The 19,107-nt window shown below is 44.1% G+C and carries 17 protein-coding genes and 1 pseudogene; 9 read left to right on the forward strand and 9 right to left on the reverse strand.

Translation table 11 applies throughout. The annotated features are described in order from the left end of the window. A pseudogene (locus AC1DU2_RS28285) lies at nucleotides 1-188 on the forward strand (IS256 family transposase); the annotation flags it as partial. Here AC1DU2_RS28285 and AC1DU2_RS28290 read toward each other — a convergent pair. The 6 genes from AC1DU2_RS28290 to AC1DU2_RS28315 form a co-directional block, all read right to left on the reverse strand. After that, entirely contained in the window at nucleotides 118-1,110 is a 993-nt protein-coding gene (locus tag AC1DU2_RS28290) for a DUF5712 family protein (protein ID WP_477388700.1), read from the reverse strand. The pseudogene AC1DU2_RS28285 and the gene AC1DU2_RS28290 sit on opposite strands and share 71 nt — an antisense overlap. A 39-nt stretch (nucleotides 1,111-1,149) precedes the next feature. After that, entirely contained in the window at nucleotides 1,150-1,701 is a 552-nt protein-coding gene (locus tag AC1DU2_RS28295; protein WP_477388702.1) for a BfmA/BtgA family mobilization protein, read from the reverse strand. Nucleotides 1,702-2,099: 398 nt separating this feature from the next. Beyond that, nucleotides 2,100-2,408: a hypothetical protein gene (locus AC1DU2_RS28300; protein ID WP_477388704.1), complete on the reverse strand. Its 309-nt coding sequence runs from the start codon at nucleotides 2,406-2,408 to the stop codon at nucleotides 2,100-2,102. Continuing rightward, nucleotides 2,405-2,671, reverse strand: coding sequence for a helix-turn-helix domain-containing protein (locus AC1DU2_RS28305; RefSeq protein ID WP_477388706.1), 267 nt, complete (start codon nucleotides 2,669-2,671; stop codon nucleotides 2,405-2,407). The genes AC1DU2_RS28300 and AC1DU2_RS28305 overlap by 4 nt, the downstream gene beginning before the upstream one ends. A gap of 265 nt (nucleotides 2,672-2,936) precedes the next feature. Further along, nucleotides 2,937-3,683, reverse strand: coding sequence for a hypothetical protein (locus tag AC1DU2_RS28310; RefSeq protein WP_477388708.1), 747 nt, complete (start codon nucleotides 3,681-3,683; stop codon nucleotides 2,937-2,939). A 201-nt stretch (nucleotides 3,684-3,884) separates the two neighbouring features. Then, nucleotides 3,885-5,168 (reverse strand): hypothetical protein, encoded by a 1,284-nt coding sequence (locus AC1DU2_RS28315; protein ID WP_477388710.1) that lies wholly within the window; start codon nucleotides 5,166-5,168, stop codon nucleotides 3,885-3,887. Between the two features lie 72 nt (nucleotides 5,169-5,240). On the opposite strand from AC1DU2_RS28315, the gene AC1DU2_RS28320 reads away from it, so the two are divergent. The 6 genes from AC1DU2_RS28320 (at nucleotide 5,241) to AC1DU2_RS28345 (ending at nucleotide 12,890) form a co-directional block, all read left to right on the forward strand. Further along, nucleotides 5,241-6,860: a carboxylesterase/lipase family protein gene (locus AC1DU2_RS28320; protein WP_477388712.1), complete on the forward strand. Its 1,620-nt coding sequence runs from the start codon at nucleotides 5,241-5,243 to the stop codon at nucleotides 6,858-6,860. Between the two features lie 12 nt (nucleotides 6,861-6,872). Next, on the forward strand, nucleotides 6,873-7,736 hold the full coding sequence (locus AC1DU2_RS28325) for an alpha/beta hydrolase (RefSeq protein WP_477361828.1): 864 nt from the start codon (nucleotides 6,873-6,875) through the stop codon (nucleotides 7,734-7,736). A 3-nt stretch (nucleotides 7,737-7,739) separates the two neighbouring features. Beyond that, entirely contained in the window at nucleotides 7,740-9,035 is a 1,296-nt protein-coding gene (locus tag AC1DU2_RS28330) for a CitMHS family transporter (protein ID WP_477388714.1), read from the forward strand. Then, nucleotides 9,032-10,366 (forward strand): acyclic terpene utilization AtuA family protein, encoded by a 1,335-nt coding sequence (locus AC1DU2_RS28335; RefSeq protein ID WP_477388716.1) that lies wholly within the window; start codon nucleotides 9,032-9,034, stop codon nucleotides 10,364-10,366. The genes AC1DU2_RS28330 and AC1DU2_RS28335 overlap by 4 nt, the downstream gene beginning before the upstream one ends. Beyond that, nucleotides 10,356-10,664: an AtuA-related protein gene (locus AC1DU2_RS28340; protein ID WP_477361834.1), complete on the forward strand. Its 309-nt coding sequence runs from the start codon at nucleotides 10,356-10,358 to the stop codon at nucleotides 10,662-10,664. The genes AC1DU2_RS28335 and AC1DU2_RS28340 overlap by 11 nt, the downstream gene beginning before the upstream one ends. A gap of 66 nt (nucleotides 10,665-10,730) precedes the next feature. Further along, the gene (locus AC1DU2_RS28345) at nucleotides 10,731-12,890 is read left to right on the forward strand and encodes a glycoside hydrolase family 3 C-terminal domain-containing protein (protein WP_477388718.1); all 2,160 of its coding nucleotides are present in this window, start codon (nucleotides 10,731-10,733) and stop codon (nucleotides 12,888-12,890) included. A gap of 345 nt (nucleotides 12,891-13,235) precedes the next feature. On the opposite strand, the gene AC1DU2_RS28350 is transcribed toward AC1DU2_RS28345, so the two are convergent. The 3 genes from AC1DU2_RS28350 to AC1DU2_RS28360 all read right to left on the reverse strand — a co-directional run bounded on the left by AC1DU2_RS28350 (nucleotide 13,236) and on the right by AC1DU2_RS28360 (nucleotide 17,134). Then, nucleotides 13,236-13,655 carry a nuclear transport factor 2 family protein gene (locus AC1DU2_RS28350; protein WP_477388720.1) on the reverse strand — a complete coding sequence of 140 codons (420 nt, stop codon included), beginning with the start codon at nucleotides 13,653-13,655 and terminating at the stop codon, nucleotides 13,236-13,238. Further along, nucleotides 13,652-14,344, reverse strand: coding sequence for an alpha/beta hydrolase (locus AC1DU2_RS28355; RefSeq protein ID WP_477388722.1), 693 nt, complete (start codon nucleotides 14,342-14,344; stop codon nucleotides 13,652-13,654). The genes AC1DU2_RS28350 and AC1DU2_RS28355 overlap by 4 nt, the downstream gene beginning before the upstream one ends. A gap of 210 nt (nucleotides 14,345-14,554) precedes the next feature. Further along, nucleotides 14,555-17,134 (reverse strand): sensor histidine kinase, encoded by a 2,580-nt coding sequence (locus AC1DU2_RS28360; protein WP_477388724.1) that lies wholly within the window; start codon nucleotides 17,132-17,134, stop codon nucleotides 14,555-14,557. Nucleotides 17,135-17,582: 448 nt separating this feature from the next. On the opposite strand from AC1DU2_RS28360, the gene AC1DU2_RS28365 reads away from it, so the two are divergent. Both AC1DU2_RS28365 and AC1DU2_RS28370 read left to right on the forward strand, forming a co-directional pair. Beyond that, a complete protein-coding gene (locus AC1DU2_RS28365; protein WP_477361844.1) occupies nucleotides 17,583-18,716 on the forward strand; it encodes an alkene reductase in 1,134 nt (377 codons plus the stop codon). Nucleotides 18,717-18,762: 46 nt separating this feature from the next. Beyond that, nucleotides 18,763-19,089: a hypothetical protein gene (locus tag AC1DU2_RS28370; RefSeq protein WP_477361846.1), complete on the forward strand. Its 327-nt coding sequence runs from the start codon at nucleotides 18,763-18,765 to the stop codon at nucleotides 19,087-19,089. The last annotated feature ends 18 nt before the right edge of the window (nucleotides 19,090-19,107 follow it).

A 19,107-nucleotide genomic window follows, 5' to 3' on the forward strand; every position in this document is an offset into this window, starting at 1 on the left:
ACCGGCAAGTCAGAAAAGTAACCAAAACCAAAGGTGGTTTCACTTCCGATATGGCTCTGTTAAAACTGATCTATCTGGCTCATAACAACATTAAACAAAAATGGACGATGCCACTTGCTAATTGGGCGACAACGGCCCAGAAGCTGGCCATTTGGTTTCCTGGGAGAATGATATTAGATTTGATGTAGCAATCAGGCCCTGCCGGCCCATGGGCCGGCAGGGCCTGACACAGTTTATTTTACAGACCCGACAGTACCTTGCGGCTGTCTTACCCGCTGCCGATAGCATACTCGCTGTTGTCGTAAATAAGCCTTCCGCAACTCCCTGAGCGAGTTCATTAGCCACCGACCTGCTTTTGTAATTTTGCGAAGCTCCTTCGGCCAACACACCTAATTGTTCCCGCTGTGATAGCTCGCCATTCTTCTGCACATTGGCGTATGCCATCGTATCTTTAAGCGGCCTGTCAAATCCAAACAGGCTGTCAAAAAGAGATTCCCCGCTTTGTTTGAATGCTACCCGGTCAAACTGCCCCATCTTTTTGGAATGCTCTGCATTCTTTCCCCTTGACGTATTCATCGGGCTAAGCTTGATCTTATTGGTTATATCCTTACGGCTTACGATAACCTGAACATGCATTTGCTCACCCTCTTTACGTTCGCCCCGCTGTTTCAAACCTTGTTTTACCTCCGGGTCGGTATAGCTGTAGTAACGGTAGTTTTCCAGCTTGGCAAACCATAACAAGTCTTCGTTACTGTTCACACCATTCCGGTTGAAGTTTTTTGCATAGGCATCCATCACCCTGACCCCAAAGCCTTTCATTTGTTCTTTAGCACCTTCTTCGCCATACTGTTCTTTTAGAAACCTGATCTCTTTCTGGCTCGGGCTGATATTAACCAGGAAAAACTTAGCATCATCTTTACCCAGCTTGGCGACATTATTATCGATACTGCGCATCACCTCATAAGGCTCGATCCTAATCTGCTGACCATTGAACCAGTGTTCAGGTTCCTGTTTTATGTCGGTCCGGTTTTCTTTTTCCAGGTAATTCACCAGCCCCGCGCTGCCGCCTTTGTTCGCCGCTTCTTTGCTGTCCGTAATATTGATAAACATAAAATACCCCTCCTCCTGAAAGGGAAATTAAATACATGATTAAAGCAAACTGACCTGTGATCTGGTAACAGCGATCAGCTCATCTTTTTCCCGGCCCGATGTCATCATCCCGAAAGCCTCCCTCGATTTGATGTAACCGTCAAGGATAAACAGGAACTGTTTTTTCAGCTGTTCCTTACTTTTTTGGCTTTTCGATATCGTATCCATAAAGGCATCTATCCCGGTTAACTTTTGCACCAAAGCATGCTGGGTATTTAACAAGTCCGTATTCGCCTTGAGGATTTGCGTATTAAATCTTTCGATGATCTTGGCTTGTGATACAGATACCCTATCCATTTCCGTTTTGATTGGAATGAGCAGCATGTCCTCCTGGCTTTTGATAAAACCGATATACTGCTGGTGATTCTTCATCAGGGCATTTTTTAATAACTCATCATTCAGGTCCAGGGGATCTTTCTTGCTTTTATAAAAGTAATCAACCATCTGGATAAACACCTGCCGCTTTGTCCTGCCCAGTTTAAGGGCGATTTTTTCAAACTTCTGATCTACCGTAACAGGGTATCTCACTGATCTCACATTGATATCTTCCATGTTCATATTTTCAAACCGGCCAAATAGCTGTCTATGCAGCTATGCCTTTATTCCTATATGCAGGATACCGCCGAGTATCCTGTTTTCTTTTATTTCAAAGGCGGAAACGCCTTAAAGTATCCCCGGAGGATACGTAAAACCCCCGTAGCGAAGCGTAGGGCAAGCAAAGTAGGGCTCTGCCCAACTTCCGCTTGCTCCCTTCGCTTTCACGAAGCGACCACCGCTCTTCTTCCTGATTTGCAAAGCAAATCATTACCGGTGCAGCCATTGGCTGCACCGGATTCATATAGCTGTATATCTGCCTATCCATATATCGGAATAACCAGTTATTCCGATATGCAGCTATTAGGATAGCCCGATAAATAGATATGCCGATACAAAGTATCGGGCTACACTTCTCAACTGGCAGGCCAGTAAACCTGGCTGCCGAGTTTGGGATGGTATGATGGCTCATAGCGGATGTAACCATATTCATCGAGTTCTTTGATACACTTGTGATACGTTGCAATTGACGCGACCTTGGAAAACGCCATGAGCGTTTTCCGGGTCACACTGAACGGACTTGTAAAACCATTCTGCTGCCAACAGATAAACAAACCCGTGAACAAACCGAGATGCGTTGGCAGTAAGCGCCTGTCCTTTTCCATTCGCTTAACGAGGCTGGCATATCCTGCCAGCTCTTTAACAATGTCCTTCTGCAACTTCATTTGCCCTCACCCTCCAGGATCTTGTTGATGTCTTCCAGCTTGTAGTACATGATACTGCCTACTTTGGTAAAACGCAGTGTTCCATTAATTCGTAGGTTTTGAAGTGTGCCGGGCGAGATGCCCAACAGCTTCCGCACTTCGACGCTCTTCAGCCATTTCTTAGATTGCCCCTGTCCTGGCTGCATCAGTTGTTTGATCTCTTTCAATAACTCCCCTTTAAACTCCCTTAAATCCTCCTTAGTGATCAATTCAATTGCTGTCATAGTTGATATTTTTTTAGTGAATAATTCTTGCCCAAATTTGAGCAAGCCCTATTTTATTGCTTGGGGACTTTAATAGGGTGACCCCCAATTTTTGTTTATTACATCTTGTTTAGTTTCGCACCGTGATAACCTCCTTTCTTTATTAAACCCGTTCAGCAGAACAATAAAATGCCAGCCACTGAATACAATGATTCAAAAGTGAGGGCTAAAACAGCAAAATGAATGACCATTGGAGGCGTTTGGTCACGAATGAAAAGACAAAAGCCTAATTTTTAGGCTTTTGGATAATTTTGAAGAGTTTGTCTTTTTCGGCGATGATCGTGTATTTTGGTGGCGGATTGTCTTTATCGGCCGGGAAATAATTCTGGGCGGTGCCTATAGCGATAGGTTTATCTCCGTTTAAAAAATTCTTGGCGATCAATTTATACCAGGGGCTTGCCGTTTGGCTGTTCACCAGCTTATTGCCATTCGGCAATTTCAATTCTCTTATTTGATTGATCAAATCAATAAGCACCGGCAGACCGTCCTTGCTGATGACGATCTTTTCTCCAGCTTCATATTTAACGTAATCTTTAATCTGGTTTTCCAGTTCTTTGATTTTTGCTTCTAACTGGTCAATCTGTTTATTTTTATCAGCGATGACTGATTCCAAGGGCTGTGTTTTGTGCCACTGATCAATACTTTCCAAGTATGCCAGAAATGCTTCCAGTTTGGCGGTAAATTTCAATCCCTGGGCGGTCGGCTTAAGCCCTTTGTAGAATTCAATCCTGGTATTTACAATATCATAAACATGATCGAAAAAAGCCTCTTCCTGTCCGGCGTTTCCCTCAAGGTAATGACTTAACTGGTAATTGTAAAACGTAGCGTACTCATCTTTTTTGATCTTATAAACCTTATTGACAAAGAAATTTAAACCGAAAATCCTGTCTGTAAATATCAACCAGCCGATATCGTAACGATGAGGAAATAGCTCAAAGCGTCCACGGAATTTGAAGTAGGTTTCTGAAGGCATACAATTATATTTCTTGATAAACGACTTAACATAGTTTTAGTTTATAAGACTCAGTGAATTCAAGGACCGTCTTCATAAATAAGTGGTTCGAGGCCAGCCTCCGGAAGCTTTTCAACCTAACGGTAAATAAAAATTATCTGACTCGGGATTGCCTCGCTATAACAGATCAGCATCCAAGACATTTATAATTCGAATAATACCTCAATGCCTATTTGTAAAATGTTCAGGTAGCAATAAGGTTGTATCACCGGGCTGAGAAAGTAAAATACTTTTCTCATCGAGTGTTTGTTTCAATCTTTTGTCGCCAATCGTATCCAGCAGTTCATTTTTCAAATAAAAAAAACGAATAGCATTGCCAGGGGCATGCCATTTAATTATTTTACAACTACAAGCTGCGTTTTGCGGCGTATTTATAATCTCCTCTATCCGTCCCCTTTTGCCTTGTTTGATGAAAAGTTCCCGTATGCCGATGATCCTGTTTTTTTTCCCCTGGTCAAAGTTCCAGGAAGCGGATATAACATCCACATAAGGCCTGCCTTCATCCAAACGCATCAATGATAGTTTAGGCGACTCGATGCTATCTCGGGCGTTAACGACGTGCGAGTGAATGGAAACCAGCCAGGGCGCCTCAAACTGCATATAGCCCGCATGTTCGAAATTAGACCCGTAACGGATGAATTTGAAGTAACCATCCTGGTATTTCACATCCATGATATTAGAAACAATTTTATGGAATCGTCCGGCATCATACGTTCGGGCCTGCGGCGATCCGGTATAGCACAGCCAGATTCCCTCCAGGCTGTCGATCTCGGCGCTTGAGGGCCGGTAGGGCAAAATGCTTAAATCACGGAATAGCTTTTTTTCCTTTGAATTTTCTTCAGCCCAAAGAATCCCTCCAACTAATAAAATAAAACAAAGCAGGATTACAATTGCCCGATATGTTTTGATCTTTTTGGACAGCAATAATCTACTGCCTTCAGTAAGAAGCACATCAATATTTGGTATTTCAACAGTTGCCGGCTCATCCACTAACCCTGCATCAACTGGTTCTTGTGCAAAACCCTTTCTACCCTGTCCATATAAATAAATGTAACAAGCATCAACCAAAAATGGGCGCGGGTTCGACACGATCCCATTAATAGCATCTTTTAGCTGACCGCCGGTTATGTCATATTTGCGGAATGGGTAAACTGCAGACGCATTGTTTTCTCCCGGCGCGTAATAATTATGGAAAAGCGTTTCACTGGTATTGGGAAGGCCGTTACTGATCTCGCTTAACATGCGCGCCAGGTCTTCATAATTCTTTCTGTTCGTATTTCGTTTAATACCCTGGCCGGTTGCTGCCTCGTATTTCAGCACTACCTTTGTCAGCAGGTATACAATTTCGTCCTTTCCCGTTTTGAGCTTCATATGATTTTTAGGCATTTCAGGTTTGCTCCCGGTTTCGGAAACGTTTCGGAAATCAAGCAATAAATTTATATACAATTCAGCAATTTTAAAAAAGACGGAATTGAAGGTGTAAATATAGATTTGTCATTCCTGATAAAACCAATTATTATGAAAAGAAAAACTACACTGTTGTTAATGGCAGCCATCTGCATTTTAAATTTAACGGCCCTTTGCCAAAGTAACGATCCTATAAAAGCCGGTGAAGGTATTGCGGTCACTTCTACTGATAACGGAAAAGTCAGGGGCTATGTTCATAATGGAATTTTCACCTTTAAAGGAATCCCCTATGCGGAAGCTGACCGGTTTACTGCACCACGCAAACCCAAAGCCTGGAATGACGAGCGGAGCTCGATGACCTATGGGCCGGTTTGCCCCACTGATCCGACTACGACAGTGAACGATGCGTTTGAATTTGCTTTTAATCATGATCTGGGTTATTCCAATGAGCATTGTCAAACATTGAACGTATGGACGCAGAAATTAAATGACGGGAAGAAACGCCCGGTGATGGTATGGTTGCATGGCGGCGGCTTTACGGCCGGCTCGTCTATTGAACTGCCATCCTATGACGGGGAGAACCTGGCTAAGAAAGGGGACGTTGTACTTGTTTCGATAAATCACCGGTTGAATGTCCTGGGTTTCCTCGACCTCTCTGCTTATGGGGATAAATATAAAAACTCAGGGAATGCCGGTCTGGCTGATATCGTTGCGGCCTTGCAATGGGTAAAAGACAACATCGCGCAATTTGGCGGCGACCCGGATAACGTCACGATATTCGGGCAATCCGGCGGGGGCGGAAAGGTAACCTGTATGATGAATACAGCCAAGGCGAAGGGGCTATTTAACAAAGCCATCGTAGAAAGCGGCAGTTATATCACTTCCTTTACGGATAAATCCATTTCGCAGCGCGTTGCGGCGGCTTTGCTGGATGAATTACATTTGCAGGCTTCCCAAGTCGACTCTCTGCAAAAAATACCCTATGATCAATTGAATGCCGCCGGTAATAGGGCGCTAAGAAAAGTAGGAACAGCGTTGAGAAAAGAAGGAAAACCGGTAAATGTGGGCTGGAACGCGGTACTGGATGGCGATATGTTCCCTAATCAGCCAACCGATCAGGCCGCCATGGACCTTTCAAAAAATATACCGCTGCTGGTGGGTACCACTAAAAATGAGTTTGCAGCTTTCGCGCCGACCCCGAAGGGCCAAACCATAGAAGATGTGAAGGTTATTTTACAGAAAAAATATGGCGACCAGACCGACGCATATATGGCAGCTGTGAAGCAAGCTTACCCAAATACCAGCAAACCGTTTGAATACAATGATATCGAATTCGGTTTTCGCTCATTAGCCATCAAACAAGCCGATCAAAAATCCGGGTTAAGCGGTGCGGCACCGGTTTACATGTACCTGTTTACCTGGCAGTCTCCTGTTAACGATGGCAAGTATAAAGCTATGCATTGTATGGATATCGCTTTTCAGTTTGATAATATACGCCGCTGCGAGGAAATGACAGGCGGTGGCAAGGATGCCTATGCACTTGCCTCGAAAATAAGCAGTGCCTGGGTCAGTTTTGCCCGGAGTGGTAATCCCAATACGCCAGGTTTGCCAAAATGGCCCGCCTATACGTCTGCAAATGGCGAGACGATGATCCTGGATAACAAATGTGAAATGCGTGATCACCCGGATGCCGAACTGCTTAAAATAGTCAACGCTCCCAAAAAACAATAAAAATTATCAACGATGAGAAGACTCTGCTATGTTTTTGCGCTCGCCATGCTTTGCAGCCCCTTATGCTATGCTTCAAAGGTGGATACCGTTGAGATACCGAGCGCGGCCATGAATAAAACTTACAAAGCGGCCGTTGTATTACCAGATAGCTATAACAAAAGCAAAAAGGACTTCCCCGTACTTTACCTGCTACATGGCGGCTTTGGGCACTTCAACGACTGGCTGCTGAAAACGCCTGATAAAATGCTGGTGCGTAACCTGGCCGACCAATACAATATGATTATTGTAATGCCGGAAGGAGAAATATTCAGTTATTATATCGATAGCCCGGTTGATTCAAACAGCAAATTTGAAACTTATATTATCAAAGAGGTCGTTCCTTTTATCGACAGCAAATACCACACGGTCAAAGACAAAAAGGGACGGGTAATCACCGGCTTATCCATGGGCGGTTATGGTTCGCTTTACCTTTCTACCCGCCATCCCGAGTTATTTGCGGCGGCCGGCAGTATGAGCGGAGCGCTCGATCCGAATATGACCACCTGGAACCTGACCCCGGAACGGTTTAATGGTCTTACAAAGTTCCTGGATAAAATAATGGGGCCGATGACGCCGGATAGTTATCTGCCTTACTCCGTAGTAAATATGGCTGATCAGATCAGAAAAAATGGATTGCCCATTGTAATGGATATCGGGGTGGAGGATTTTCTACTTGAACCCAACCGGGAATTGCACCGGCGACTGGTATATAACCATACCCTGCATGATTATACAGAACGGCCGGGCGGCCATACCTGGGAATTCTGGCAGGATGCCTTGCCTTACCAGGTTTTGTATTTTAGTAAACGTTTAAAAGCCAATGGCGTAATATTTTAATCAATGCTATCCATCCTCGGCTTTTTAACCATCTGTGTCTTTTTAGGATTGATCCTGACCAGGCGTCTGTCGGTATTGCTTTCATTGATCCTGGTACCGGTTTTATTTGCATTGATCGGTGGTTTTGGGGTGAAAGAGATAGGCGAAATGGTACTGGGCGGGATCAAACAAGTAGCACCCACCGGTATCCTGTTGATCTTTGCCGTATTATACTTTAGCCTGATGATTGATACCGGATTATTTGACCCAGTGATCAGGGGCATTATTAACCTTGCCAAAGGCGATCCGTTGAAAATTACCCTGGGAACCGCCATTTTGGCCATGCTGGTTCACCTGGATGGAGACGGTACGGCCACTTTTATGATCACCATCACCGCTTTATTCCCTGTTTACAAAAAGTTGGGAATGAAGAAGCTGATACTCCCCTGCATCGTCGCGCTCAGTGCGGGCGTTATGCATTTAGTACCCTGGTCGGGTACTGTAGCCAGGGCTTTAAATGTGATGAAAACTGACCCTGCGCATTTGATCATCCCGATTCTGCCGTCCATGATCGGCGGAATTCTTTGGGTGTTATTTGTAGCATTCTGGCTTGGTAAAAAAGAGCGTAAGCGTTTAGGCGTTGTTCAGCTGGAGTACGATCACCGCCAGGAACTTTCTGACGCACAAAAAGAAAGCCGCCGACCCGCCTTATTCTGGTTCAATGCGGTTCTGACCGTTATTTTGATCGCAGCGCTTATTTTATCGCTGGCACCCCCATCGGCTTTATTCATTATCGGCTTTGCCGTAGCGATACTGGTTAACTATCCCTCGCAGGCCGAACAAAGAAAAAGGATACATGCACATGCTGCCAATGTGTTTTCGGTTTCAATCATCGTTTTTGCAGCCGGGGTATTTTCCGGTATCCTCACCGGAACTAAAATGATCGACGCTATGGCTTTATCGATAGTTTCCATCATTCCCAAAGCGCATGCGGGTTATTTGCCAGCGTTGGTGGGTGTCACCAGTATGCCGTTAAGTTTGGTTTTTACACCAGATGCTTATTACTTTGGGGTGATCCCGGTCTTAAAAACAGCCGCTACCCATTATGGCATAAATTCCATAGAAATAGGCCGGGCAGCAATTTTAGGGCAGATGACGACGGGTTTCCCGTTAAGCCCCTTAACCGCCTCAACWTTTGTTTTGGTGGGATTGTCGGAGGTTGAATTGTCAGATCACCAGAAATTCACTTTCAAATGGGCGTTCGGAACAACGCTCGTGATGACTCTTATAGCAATCCTAACCGGCGCAATAAGTATATGAAACAGAAAGATAAAGTCCGTATTGGTTGTGGCGCAGGTTTTTCGGGAGACAGGCTCGAACCCGCCGTGATTTTAGCCGAAAAGGGTGATTTGGATTACCTGGTGCTGGAGTGCCTGGCCGAGCGTACCATCGCGTTAGCTCAAAAAAGAAAAGCGACAGACCCGGCGCAAGGGTATGATCCGCTGCTGGAGCGACGCATAGTGTTGCTATTGCCCTTGCTTAAAAAAAATAAAATCCGACTCATTACCAATATGGGGGCGGCAAACCCGGTCGCGGCAGCGGATAAAATTATTGGAATAGCAAAAAGACAAGGTATAACCATCAAAGTTGCGGCAGTTACCGGCGACGATGTTTTGAAATCTATCAGCGGCGATGAGATCGCTATGGAAACAGGCCATCCTATTTCCCGGTCAGGACAAGTCATTTCAGCCAATGCCTATTTAGGTGCGGATGCTATTTTGCCTGCGCTGGAAACAGGTGCCGATATTATCATAACCGGGCGTGTCGCCGATCCATCGTTATTTGTCGCGCCGTTGGCACATGAGTTCGGCTGGTCTTTGGATGATGTGGATATAATTGCCAAAGCAACGGTAACCGGGCACCTGATGGAATGCGCGGGGCAAATTACAGGGGGCTATTTTGCCGATCCGGTTAAAAAGCCAATCGAGAATATGAGCACATTGGGCCATCCTTTTGCAGATGTTTGCCCGGACGGCAGTGCAACTATAAGCAAAGTTGACGGGACAGGAGGACGTTTAACCCTGGCAACTGCTAAAGAACAGCTGTTGTATGAAGTAACAAATCCTTATCAATACCTGACGCCCGATGTATCAGCAGATTTCACCACAGTATACTTGAAACAGGATGGGGAAAATCGTATCAAGGTAACAGGCGGCAGCGGCAATAAAAAGCCATCCACCTTAAAAGTCAGCATTGGGTATAAGGCAGGCTTTACCGGCGAAGGGGAGATCACTTATGCGGGGGCAGGCGCACGAGAAAGGGCGCATTTAGCAGGTGAAATTATTCAGCAACGATTAAAAAGCCAATTTACTGATTTAAGGACCGACTATATCGGCCATACATCGGTTCATCCTTCTTCGCTTGCAAATGAATGTCAGCCTTATGAAGTACGTTTGCGCATAGCCGGAAAGGGTGCCACTGCTGATCAGGCTGCGATTATAGGTGAAGAAGTGGAAGCGCTTTATACCAATGGGCCGGCGGGTGGTGGCGGGGTGCGAAAATACGTACATGAGGTGATCGGTATAGTGTCGGTACTGATCGACAGGAACAAAATAAAGCCATCGGTAATAGTGAAAAGTTATGGGCATTAAACTTTATGAGATAGCGCACAGCCGAGCAGGTGATAAAGGCAATACCTTGATTTTATCACTGATACCCTACAATGAAAAGGATTATGAGCTGCTCTGTAATGTGGTGACTGCGGCTAAAGTGAAGGAACATTTCAAAGAGATCATACATGGCGAAATTGTCCGGTATGAGCTTCCTAATATTTGCGCGCTGCAGTTTGTATGCCTGCAAGCTTTGGCAGGCGGGGTTACTACTTCCTTAGTGATGGATACCCACGGCAAAACCTTAAGTTATGCACTGTTGGAGATGAATCTTGAATAGCCGGAAACTGCCTGATAACGAATGATATAAATTATACCGTTGACTTTATATTTAAATTTAAGCACCATGAAAGATAAAATCACCACCTGGTTGTCTATTTGCTTCCTGACTTTGTTTGCCGTTCGATTGCAGGCACAGGTAAAAAATGAGAAAGCAACGGATGCTAAAATAGCAGCCGTCATCAAACAGCTTACGCTGGAGGAAAAAATAGGATTGCTTCATGCTAATGGCATTTTCAGTACTGCGGGTGTTGACCGTTTGGGCATCCCCGGACTGATGACCGATGACGGGCCTTTGGGTGTACGAGAAGATGTTAAAGAAGGCTGGGGTTCAGCAAACCTCACGACGGACTCCGCAACTTTTTTTCCCAATGGGTCGGCGTTGGCGGCCACCTGGAACCCGGAACTTGCGTACCGTTATGGGCATGACATGGCTGAAGAAGCCAGGGTCCGCAAAAAATATATCATGCTTGCACCGGCATTCAATATAGCGCGCACGCCGCTTTGCGGCAGGACCTACGAATATTATTCGGAAGATCCGTTTTTGAACGCACGCCTTGCAGTACAATCCGTAAAAGGAATACAAAGTCAGCACATAGCGGCTTGCGTAAAACATTATGCAGTAAACAACCAGGAAGTTGAACGAAGCCGCGTAAGTGTTGATGTGGATGAACGTGCATTACGGGAGATCTATTTACCGGCTTTCAAGGCTTCCATAACAGAAGGTGACGCATGGACCATTATGTCGGCCTATAATAAATTTCGCGGCGTATATTGCTCTGAAAATGATTACCTGCTTAATAAAATATTAAGGGATGAATGGAAATTTAAGGGCATCGTGATCAGTGATTGGGGCGGTACCCATAGTACCGTTAACGCGGCGAACCATGGCCTTGATCTGGAGATGGGTTCAAGGCCGCCCTATAACAGCTATTATTTTGCCGATAAGCTGCTCGATTCGGTAAAAGCAGGAAAAGTAAGTATGAAAGTAATTGATGCTAAGGTAAAACATATTTTATGGGTAATGTATCAAACTTCTTTAAGCAATAACCCGCCCGCCGGGAAAATGAATACACCTGAACACAGCAAAACAGTTTATGATATTGCCGCTGAATCGATTGTATTGTTGAAAAATAATGAGCACTTGTTGCCTTTAAATACGTCATCAATAAAAAGTATAGCCGTAATTGGCGACAACGCGACACACACTTTTCATTTAGGAGGTTTTGGTGCGGGCGTAAAAGCCAAATACGAAGTAACTGCCCTGGCAGGGCTACAGCAAAGGATGGGTAAATCCATATCTATTAGCTATGCCCAGGGCTATTCAGGCGTTTACAGGCCGTCACGAAAAAACCCGAACCCGGAAACCAAACCGGATTCAGCAATGATTGCCCAGGCTGTGGCAACGGCTAAAAGCGCTGATATCGCTATCCTGTTTATCGGGGGTAACCGCGAATATGAAAGCGAGGGCCGGGACCGCAAGGATCTGAGCCTGCCTTTCAGCGAACAGGTACTGGTTGATGCGGTAACGGCTGCCAATTCAAAAACTATCGTAGTGATCGTTGGTGGCGCCCCCTATGATATCGGCAAGATCAAAAAGAACAACAGCACCATCGTTTGGTCCTGGTATAATGGTTCCGAAAATGGCAATGCATTGGCAGATGTTCTGACCGGAAAAATAAACCCTTCAGGTAAGTTACCATTTACTTTCCCCGCTGATTTGAAAGATTCACCCGCGCATGCTTTGGACGCCTACCCAGGTGAAAACCTGAAGGTAGACTACAAAGAGAGTATCCTTGTTGGTTATCGCTGGTTCGATACAAAAAAGATAGAACCTTTATATTGCTTTGGCTACGGCCTTTCCTATAGCGATTTTAAGCTTTCGGCGCTAAAAACGGGCAAAGCAGTCTTTAGCTCCAATGATAAGATAATGGTTACGCTTAATGTAAAAAATGCCGGAAAATATGCCGGAAAAGAAACCGTTCAACTTTACATAGGTAAAATCGGTTCAAAAGTTGAAAGAGCAGCGAAGGAATTGAAGGCATTTAAAAAGATCATGGTTGCGCCGGGGGCAACGGCTAATGTAACCTTGTTTATTCCTGTCAAAGATTTGGCATATTATGAAGAAAAAATCAGCAAATGGATCGTTGAACCTGGCAAATACCAATTAGTGGCAGGGACATCGTCAAGAGATATTACACAAACTATAAATTTTAAGGTCAACTAAACTTTAATATAATTTGAAACAATAATTATTGGGTTTTTGAATTTCATTTTTCAATAAATACGGTGTGCTATTTTCGTGGGTTTACTACCAGTGCTTAATTGCTAAGAAATAGAAACCACCTTTATAACATCTTAGAATTACTTAAGAACCGTAGGTCCTTTAAAAATTGGTTCGAATTCCGTCCAAAAACAAATCACAACCTAATGTTGCCGATAAATCATACTAAAGCCTGTATCAACAGTTCTTAGATTGCATTAAAGACGGCAATCCCATATCAAAAAGCCGATATTCAGCTCTTCAATATAGGATAGCGGGTTTTTAATAGTTAAGATATTAGTTTAATAATCAGAAGATCGGTTTTACACCAAAATGGTCGCCAAACATGGGTAAGCCGCTTTTTGACGACGCCTCTGTAGCCTCATCCTGAATAACGTCCCAATGTTCGGCCAGTTTGCCATTTTCCATGCGAATAATATCAACAACTATCCAGTTTGGGCCGGGTATGCCGTAGTAACGGCCATGCACAATTACAAAATCGCCTTCGGCCATCATAATCGACGATTCGTAACGCGCTTCCGGCGGTAATGCCGCAACTAAACTTTGTAGGCCCTGGCGCCCCGGCGGGATATGCGCACTATGTTGTATATAATCTGCCGACCAATATTTTTCGAAAGCACCCGGTTCCCTCTTGTTAAAAACGGCTTCAAAAGCTTCCCTGACAATGCTTTTGTTATTTTCCGGTACGGTTAAATCTACGCTGCTCATATGAGTGATTCGGCTGCTTCAATAATAAAATCAGTAACTTCTTTGCCATTTGAAGCTAAAGACGCGTGCCCTGCATCCAGCGTAATTGTTTTTTTAGCCTGCATCCGTTCCGCAAACCAGGCTTCGGTTTCGGGCGGGATCATTTTATCGTTAGCAGATACCTGGTACCAGCTTGGTTTTTGTTTCCAGGCCGGTGCGCCAGATGGATCGCCAAAAGCCTGTCCGCTAATTGGTTTTTGCGATAAAGCCATCACTAAAGCATCCTCATCAGAAACACCCTGGCAAAATACTTCATGATAGTTCGCCGGGTCCACATAAAGAAAACCTTGCGCATCGGGTTTAACACTGGCTATGCCTACGGGTGCATCGCGTAAACCTAAAAGGCCGCCTGCTGCTTCGCCTTCATCAGGTGCAAAAGCTGCTATGTAAACAAGCCCTACTACATTTGGCTGGTTACCCGCGCCGGAAATTACCATCCCTCCATAAGAGTGACCTACTAAAAGCGTTGGCCCTTCAAGCGCAGCTACCATATCGCCTGCGCGCTTAACGTCGTCGGCCAAAGAGGTTAGGGGTAATTGTACGGCCCTCACATTATAGCCTTTTGCAACCAATGGGGGAATTACATGCTTCCAATGGGAGCCGTCACCAAACGCGCCGTGCACCAGCACGATATTAAATTTTGTTTCCATAATATGATTATAAAAATTGATTGATTTTATATAAATGGGCAATTGTAGCGCCATTTTTTAGGTATTTGACTATCAATTATTTACCGGATCGTTGCGAAAATAACGGTGTTTTATATCGTAAATTCATGTTAGTGATACCAATGAATTAAGGTGGGCCTTCCAAATAGTTCATCCAAAACTGAAGCGTGAATGGCATACTAAATCAGCTTTTTATTTATGTAAATCGTTATTGTCGGCAGGTTCGGTTTTTTTAATGGTTACCGTTATTTGGGTGCCATGGTTATTTTGAATGATAAATTCGCCCTGCAACTGTTCTGATAAACCGCGCATGAGATTCATACCTAATGAGTTGGTACTATCGCTATCAAAACTATCCGGTAAGCCGGTACCGTTATCCTTGATGGTAAGTAAGTAGTGTTCATTTGTCGTGTGCTCCAAAAAAATATAGATCATTCCTTTACGTCTATCGGGAAAGGCATATTTAATGGAATTGGTAATGGCTTCATTGATGATCAGGCCCAGGGGAAGGGCCTGGGCTATATCCAGCTCTAAGGGTGGTATGCGTAATTCAAAGCTGATATTGGCGGGGCCTATAAAGCTATCCCGTAGGTAAATGGTTAGCTCATCAATATAAATGGCCATATTGATAGAGGTAAGTTTTTCTGATTGATAAAGCTTTTGGTGAATGAGCGACATCGCGTGCATCCGCCGCTGGCTAATACGAATGGTTTCTAAAGCCACTTCATTATCTACATAGGCCGATTGCATATTGAGCAGGCTCATGGATGTTTGCAGGTTGTTTTTTACCCTGTGATGGATCTCTTTTAAAAGCAACTCTTTTTCTGTTAAAAGCGATTGTTGCTTTTGGTTCATGCTTTGAAGCGAACTGTTTTGATCGTCAATTTCTTCCTTTTGTTTCTTTAATTGGGCGTTACTTTTTTTGTTAAAGTAATACCTGCTGTAAATCATCACAATTACAAAAAGCAATAAACCAAAACCGGCATATGAGATTTTTTTTGTAAGCGCGTCTTTTTGACGCTCCAGGATGTTTTGTGTTTTCAGCTCTTGTAGTTTTTTTTCTTTTTGCAGGGTTTCATACTTAATGTTGATATCGATGATCTGTCTGCTTTCGTTTTTACTGCTAATGGTATCTAAAAGATTGGCGTACTTATGCAGGTAATAAATAGATGATTTATAGTTATGTGCAACAGAATCTAACTGGTGCATCTGGAAATAGTAACGCAAAAAATCATCCTTGCCGGCCGGGATATCATTAACCGGGCGATAGACGAGCATCTTTGCATATTTACGGCTCATTGCGTAGTTTTTCATGAAGTAATAGGACGCGGAAAGTTTGAAGGTTAAATAGTGATTGATCATCCCGCCTTTTAAAACCTGGTTTTGTTGCTCCAGCTTTTCGGCAAGCAGGTAATAGTTATGAGCCTCCTTATAATTTCGTGCTCGTTGATAACAACTCCCCAGGGCTAGGTAGGCGGTTTGTTTTTCAACGGGGTTAGCCGGAGGATAGTTTTTCCATGTTTTTTTGATCAGGTTGAGTACTTTTTTCCCGTCTTCGGGCGTGGCATATTGATTTGAAAATGAGGTGAGCAAGTCCCAAAACTCAGAGTCGCCACCGTGTTTTTCGTAAGCTTCCATCGCTCTTTTTTCCCAGCGGTTATATTCAGTTTCGTTGTTCAGCCGGATGAAGCCGTTCGAGATCCTTTTGTAGAAATGGGCCATTTCAAGCGAGTCGTTCGTTTTTTCCGCGCTGTTTAATGCTGCAAAGGCCATTTCAAGTTCTTTGGGCGAGTCTGAAGCCAGTAACGCATAAAAGGCCAATAGGTCATAACTGTACTGAGTATATGGAAACTGAGCCGATTTTTGCAATGCAAGCGATTGGGTTGCAGCGTCTTTGGCTTCGTTCATTTTGCCGCCGGCAAAACTTAGGTAAGAGATATCCATCAGTGTGTTTGCCTGGTTGCCGCTATCATTTAACGCTTTATAAAACTTTAAGGCTTTGTTTAGGCAATCAATTCTGAAAAGTGTTGTCTGCGCGACAAAAGGGCAGTACATACCCTCGTAATTCCAGCATTTTGCCTGAATTTGTTTATCGGTGATTAGTCTTTCATCATTGGTAACGGTACTAAACCAGCGCTTGCCTTCGGGGATATTATTTTCTTTGAAATAGCATTTCCCCAACAGGCAAGCACATTGGGCCGACCATTTAGCAAGTTTAAGTGCATCAGTCTCTTTTTTTGCCTGTAGCAGGTAAGCAATTCCCCTGTCGCTATCATATTGATGAAAGCCGGGGTGAAACGCGTAGTATGCGCCTATTAATAGCAAAAGCCGGGCATGATTGGCTCCTGTAATTTTAGCTAGCTGTCGTTTTGCGCTATCTATATTTCCGGTATCCATCCAACCACAATTTTTTAGGGTGTAGGCATCGTCAATGCCTTCTGCGATTGTAGATACGCGGCTCTGTTTATAACGTTTGCTAGTGATAAATAAGCTGCTATCTAAATCCACGCGCGCGTCCCTCAATACCGTATTAAATCCCGAACTCAGTTGTAGTAAAGTTCTGCCTGTGTATTTTTCAGCAGTTTGGGCCTGGGTGGAAAGCTCAAAGATGGTAAATAGCAGCAACAGGGATGATCGTTTTAACAAGGAAGGCATTGTGCCATTGCAAGATATACGGGTATGAACAGCCAGGAATAAGTATTTTATATTTTGAGTGGTATTGTGAAAGGCGGGTAAGTAGCTGCCGATAAGTTTATATTTTCCAGGTTTCATGTACAGCGAGGTAGCGATGGTACACATCCATCATTAAATCTGCCCATAATTACCCAAAAGTATACCGATGTTTATTCTTTTGATAATGAGTTGTTTAGTGTGTGCTGATTTTGTTTTTGGTGTTTTATCTCGTGTTTTTACCAAATCTATGATGGATTTACCGGAGGGTATGTCTCATCATTTAAAGGGTTTTGTTTGTTAGTAACTCCATTTCCGGCATAATATTCCCGAAAACAAAGACCTGCATTTTCACTATCCATATTTACGCCGATATATTTGTCATAAACTCATTTGAGGATTTTACGATATAAAATACCATAAAATTAATATTTTATACATAATGTGCTGGTAGTTAGTGATTTATTTAATGGCATCAAAGTGGCATCTTCTGCGTCGAAAGCGCTGCTTTAAATTTTAATGCTATTAAATAATAAGGTTATCACTAAAAATGGAAACAAATCAGACTCTTGAAAACCCTGCAACCGGGATGAAGTTATTTTCGCTGGTAAAACTTGGTCGTTTAACATTAAAGCACCGGGTGGTGCATCCTCCTTTAACCCGGCTTCGGGCCAACCCGGATGATAGTGTAAGCAATATGATGATCGAATATTACACCCAACGTGCCACTGATGGCGGGTTTATCATCACTGAATCTACCCATCCCTCATATGATAGCCGCGGTTATATTGGTGCACCCGGCATCTACGAAGATCATCACATAGCAGGCTGGAAAAAAGTAGTTGATGCGGTACATGCAAAAGGGAGCTTTATCTTTATGCAGATCTCTCACGATGGCCGCCAATCACATGAATCATTAAGTAATGGGCAGCCACCAATCGCGCCATCTGTTGTGCCGTTTGAGGGGTTATCATTTACAGCAAATGGTTGGGTGCCTGTTACACCGCACCGGGCTATTGATATCTCAGAGATCCCCGCGTTGGTAGAAACATTCAGAAAAGCAGCAGAAAGGGCTTTGCTCGCTGGTTTCGACGGCGTCGAACTTCACAATGCCAACGGTTACCTGGCCGATACTTTTTTGCAGGATGGCACCAACAAAAGAACCGATGCCTACGGCGGATCGATAGAGCACCGTGTTAAGCTGCCGTTGCAACTGGTGGATGCACTGGTATCTGTATGGGGGGCAGATAGGGTCGGGGTTCGGGTATCTCCAAGTGGAAAATGGGGAGCCATTTCGGATTCGGACCCCAAAGCCACCTTTGGTTATTACGTTGAACAGTTGGATAAACTCGGACTGGCTTACCTGCACGTGATTGAACCCCGGGTAATGGGAACCGAAACGCTGGATGAAAAGCAAAGCCCGGTAGCTTCTGCTTTTCTGCGCAAGATCTTCAGAAACCCAATCATCTCTGCCGGTGGGTTTGATCGTGATGGCGCTGAGGCCATATTGCAAAGTGGCGATGCAGACCTGGTGGCATTTGGTCGCTGGTTTTCCTCAAACCCCGATCTGCCCGAGCGATTAAGGCACAACCTCCCGCTTACCCCTTATGAACGCGATGCTTTTTGGGGGGGTAACGAACATTTTTACATTGATTTCCCAACCTATGATCTTACAAGCCGGTAACCAAACAAGATTGAACATTCATTAAAAAACCTTCTTTAAAATCGCCATGGTCAACAGCAAAAAATCAATAATCAAATTTCAGCAGATTTTAATTTTTGCTGTAAACGAGGTCGCCGTTGCGTCATTAAAACCGGGCGTATCAAAAGAAGATAGTGAACGCATTGTGCTGTCGCCGATAACTACAGTGCAAGTTGCCGGGAATGCCCGGGAAAATTTTAAAAACAGGTTAGAGAATTATCTGCGGATAATTAGGGTTCAAAGTAATGTTTTGAAGGACGAGCCGGATTTGACAGTTATAAAAATGACCCAGCAAGATGCCGCGGTTGACCTCTGCGCGTCGGTCGACGATTTATGGCGATCATCAATAACGTAAAGCAACAAATTATAAACC

It is taken from the genome of Mucilaginibacter sp. P4_C11 (assembly GCF_056402115.1).

Coding starts and splice junctions, on each gene's coding strand:
- AC1DU2_RS28300 (WP_477388704.1), bottom strand. CDS start 2,408: ATGAAGTTGCAGAAGGACATTGTTAAAGAGCTGGCAGGATATGCCAGC.
- AC1DU2_RS28320 (WP_477388712.1), top strand. CDS start 5,241: ATGAAAAGAAAAACTACACTGTTGTTAATGGCAGCCATCTGCATTTTA.
- AC1DU2_RS28370 (WP_477361846.1), top strand. CDS start 18,763: ATGGTCAACAGCAAAAAATCAATAATCAAATTTCAGCAGATTTTAATT.
- AC1DU2_RS28350 (WP_477388720.1), bottom strand. CDS start 13,655: ATGAGCAGCGTAGATTTAACCGTACCGGAAAATAACAAAAGCATTGTC.
- AC1DU2_RS28355 (WP_477388722.1), bottom strand. CDS start 14,344: ATGGAAACAAAATTTAATATCGTGCTGGTGCACGGCGCGTTTGGTGAC.
- AC1DU2_RS28305 (WP_477388706.1), bottom strand. CDS start 2,671: ATGACAGCAATTGAATTGATCACTAAGGAGGATTTAAGGGAGTTTAAA.
- AC1DU2_RS28310 (WP_477388708.1), bottom strand. CDS start 3,683: ATGCCTTCAGAAACCTACTTCAAATTCCGTGGACGCTTTGAGCTATTT.
- AC1DU2_RS28295 (WP_477388702.1), bottom strand. CDS start 1,701: ATGGAAGATATCAATGTGAGATCAGTGAGATACCCTGTTACGGTAGAT.
- AC1DU2_RS28340 (WP_477361834.1), top strand. CDS start 10,356: ATGGGCATTAAACTTTATGAGATAGCGCACAGCCGAGCAGGTGATAAA.
- AC1DU2_RS28335 (WP_477388716.1), top strand. CDS start 9,032: ATGAAACAGAAAGATAAAGTCCGTATTGGTTGTGGCGCAGGTTTTTCG.
- AC1DU2_RS28365 (WP_477361844.1), top strand. CDS start 17,583: ATGGAAACAAATCAGACTCTTGAAAACCCTGCAACCGGGATGAAGTTA.
- AC1DU2_RS28345 (WP_477388718.1), top strand. CDS start 10,731: ATGAAAGATAAAATCACCACCTGGTTGTCTATTTGCTTCCTGACTTTG.
- AC1DU2_RS28290 (WP_477388700.1), bottom strand. CDS start 1,110: ATGTTTATCAATATTACGGACAGCAAAGAAGCGGCGAACAAAGGCGGC.
- AC1DU2_RS28325 (WP_477361828.1), top strand. CDS start 6,873: ATGAGAAGACTCTGCTATGTTTTTGCGCTCGCCATGCTTTGCAGCCCC.
- AC1DU2_RS28360 (WP_477388724.1), bottom strand. CDS start 17,134: ATGAAACCTGGAAAATATAAACTTATCGGCAGCTACTTACCCGCCTTT.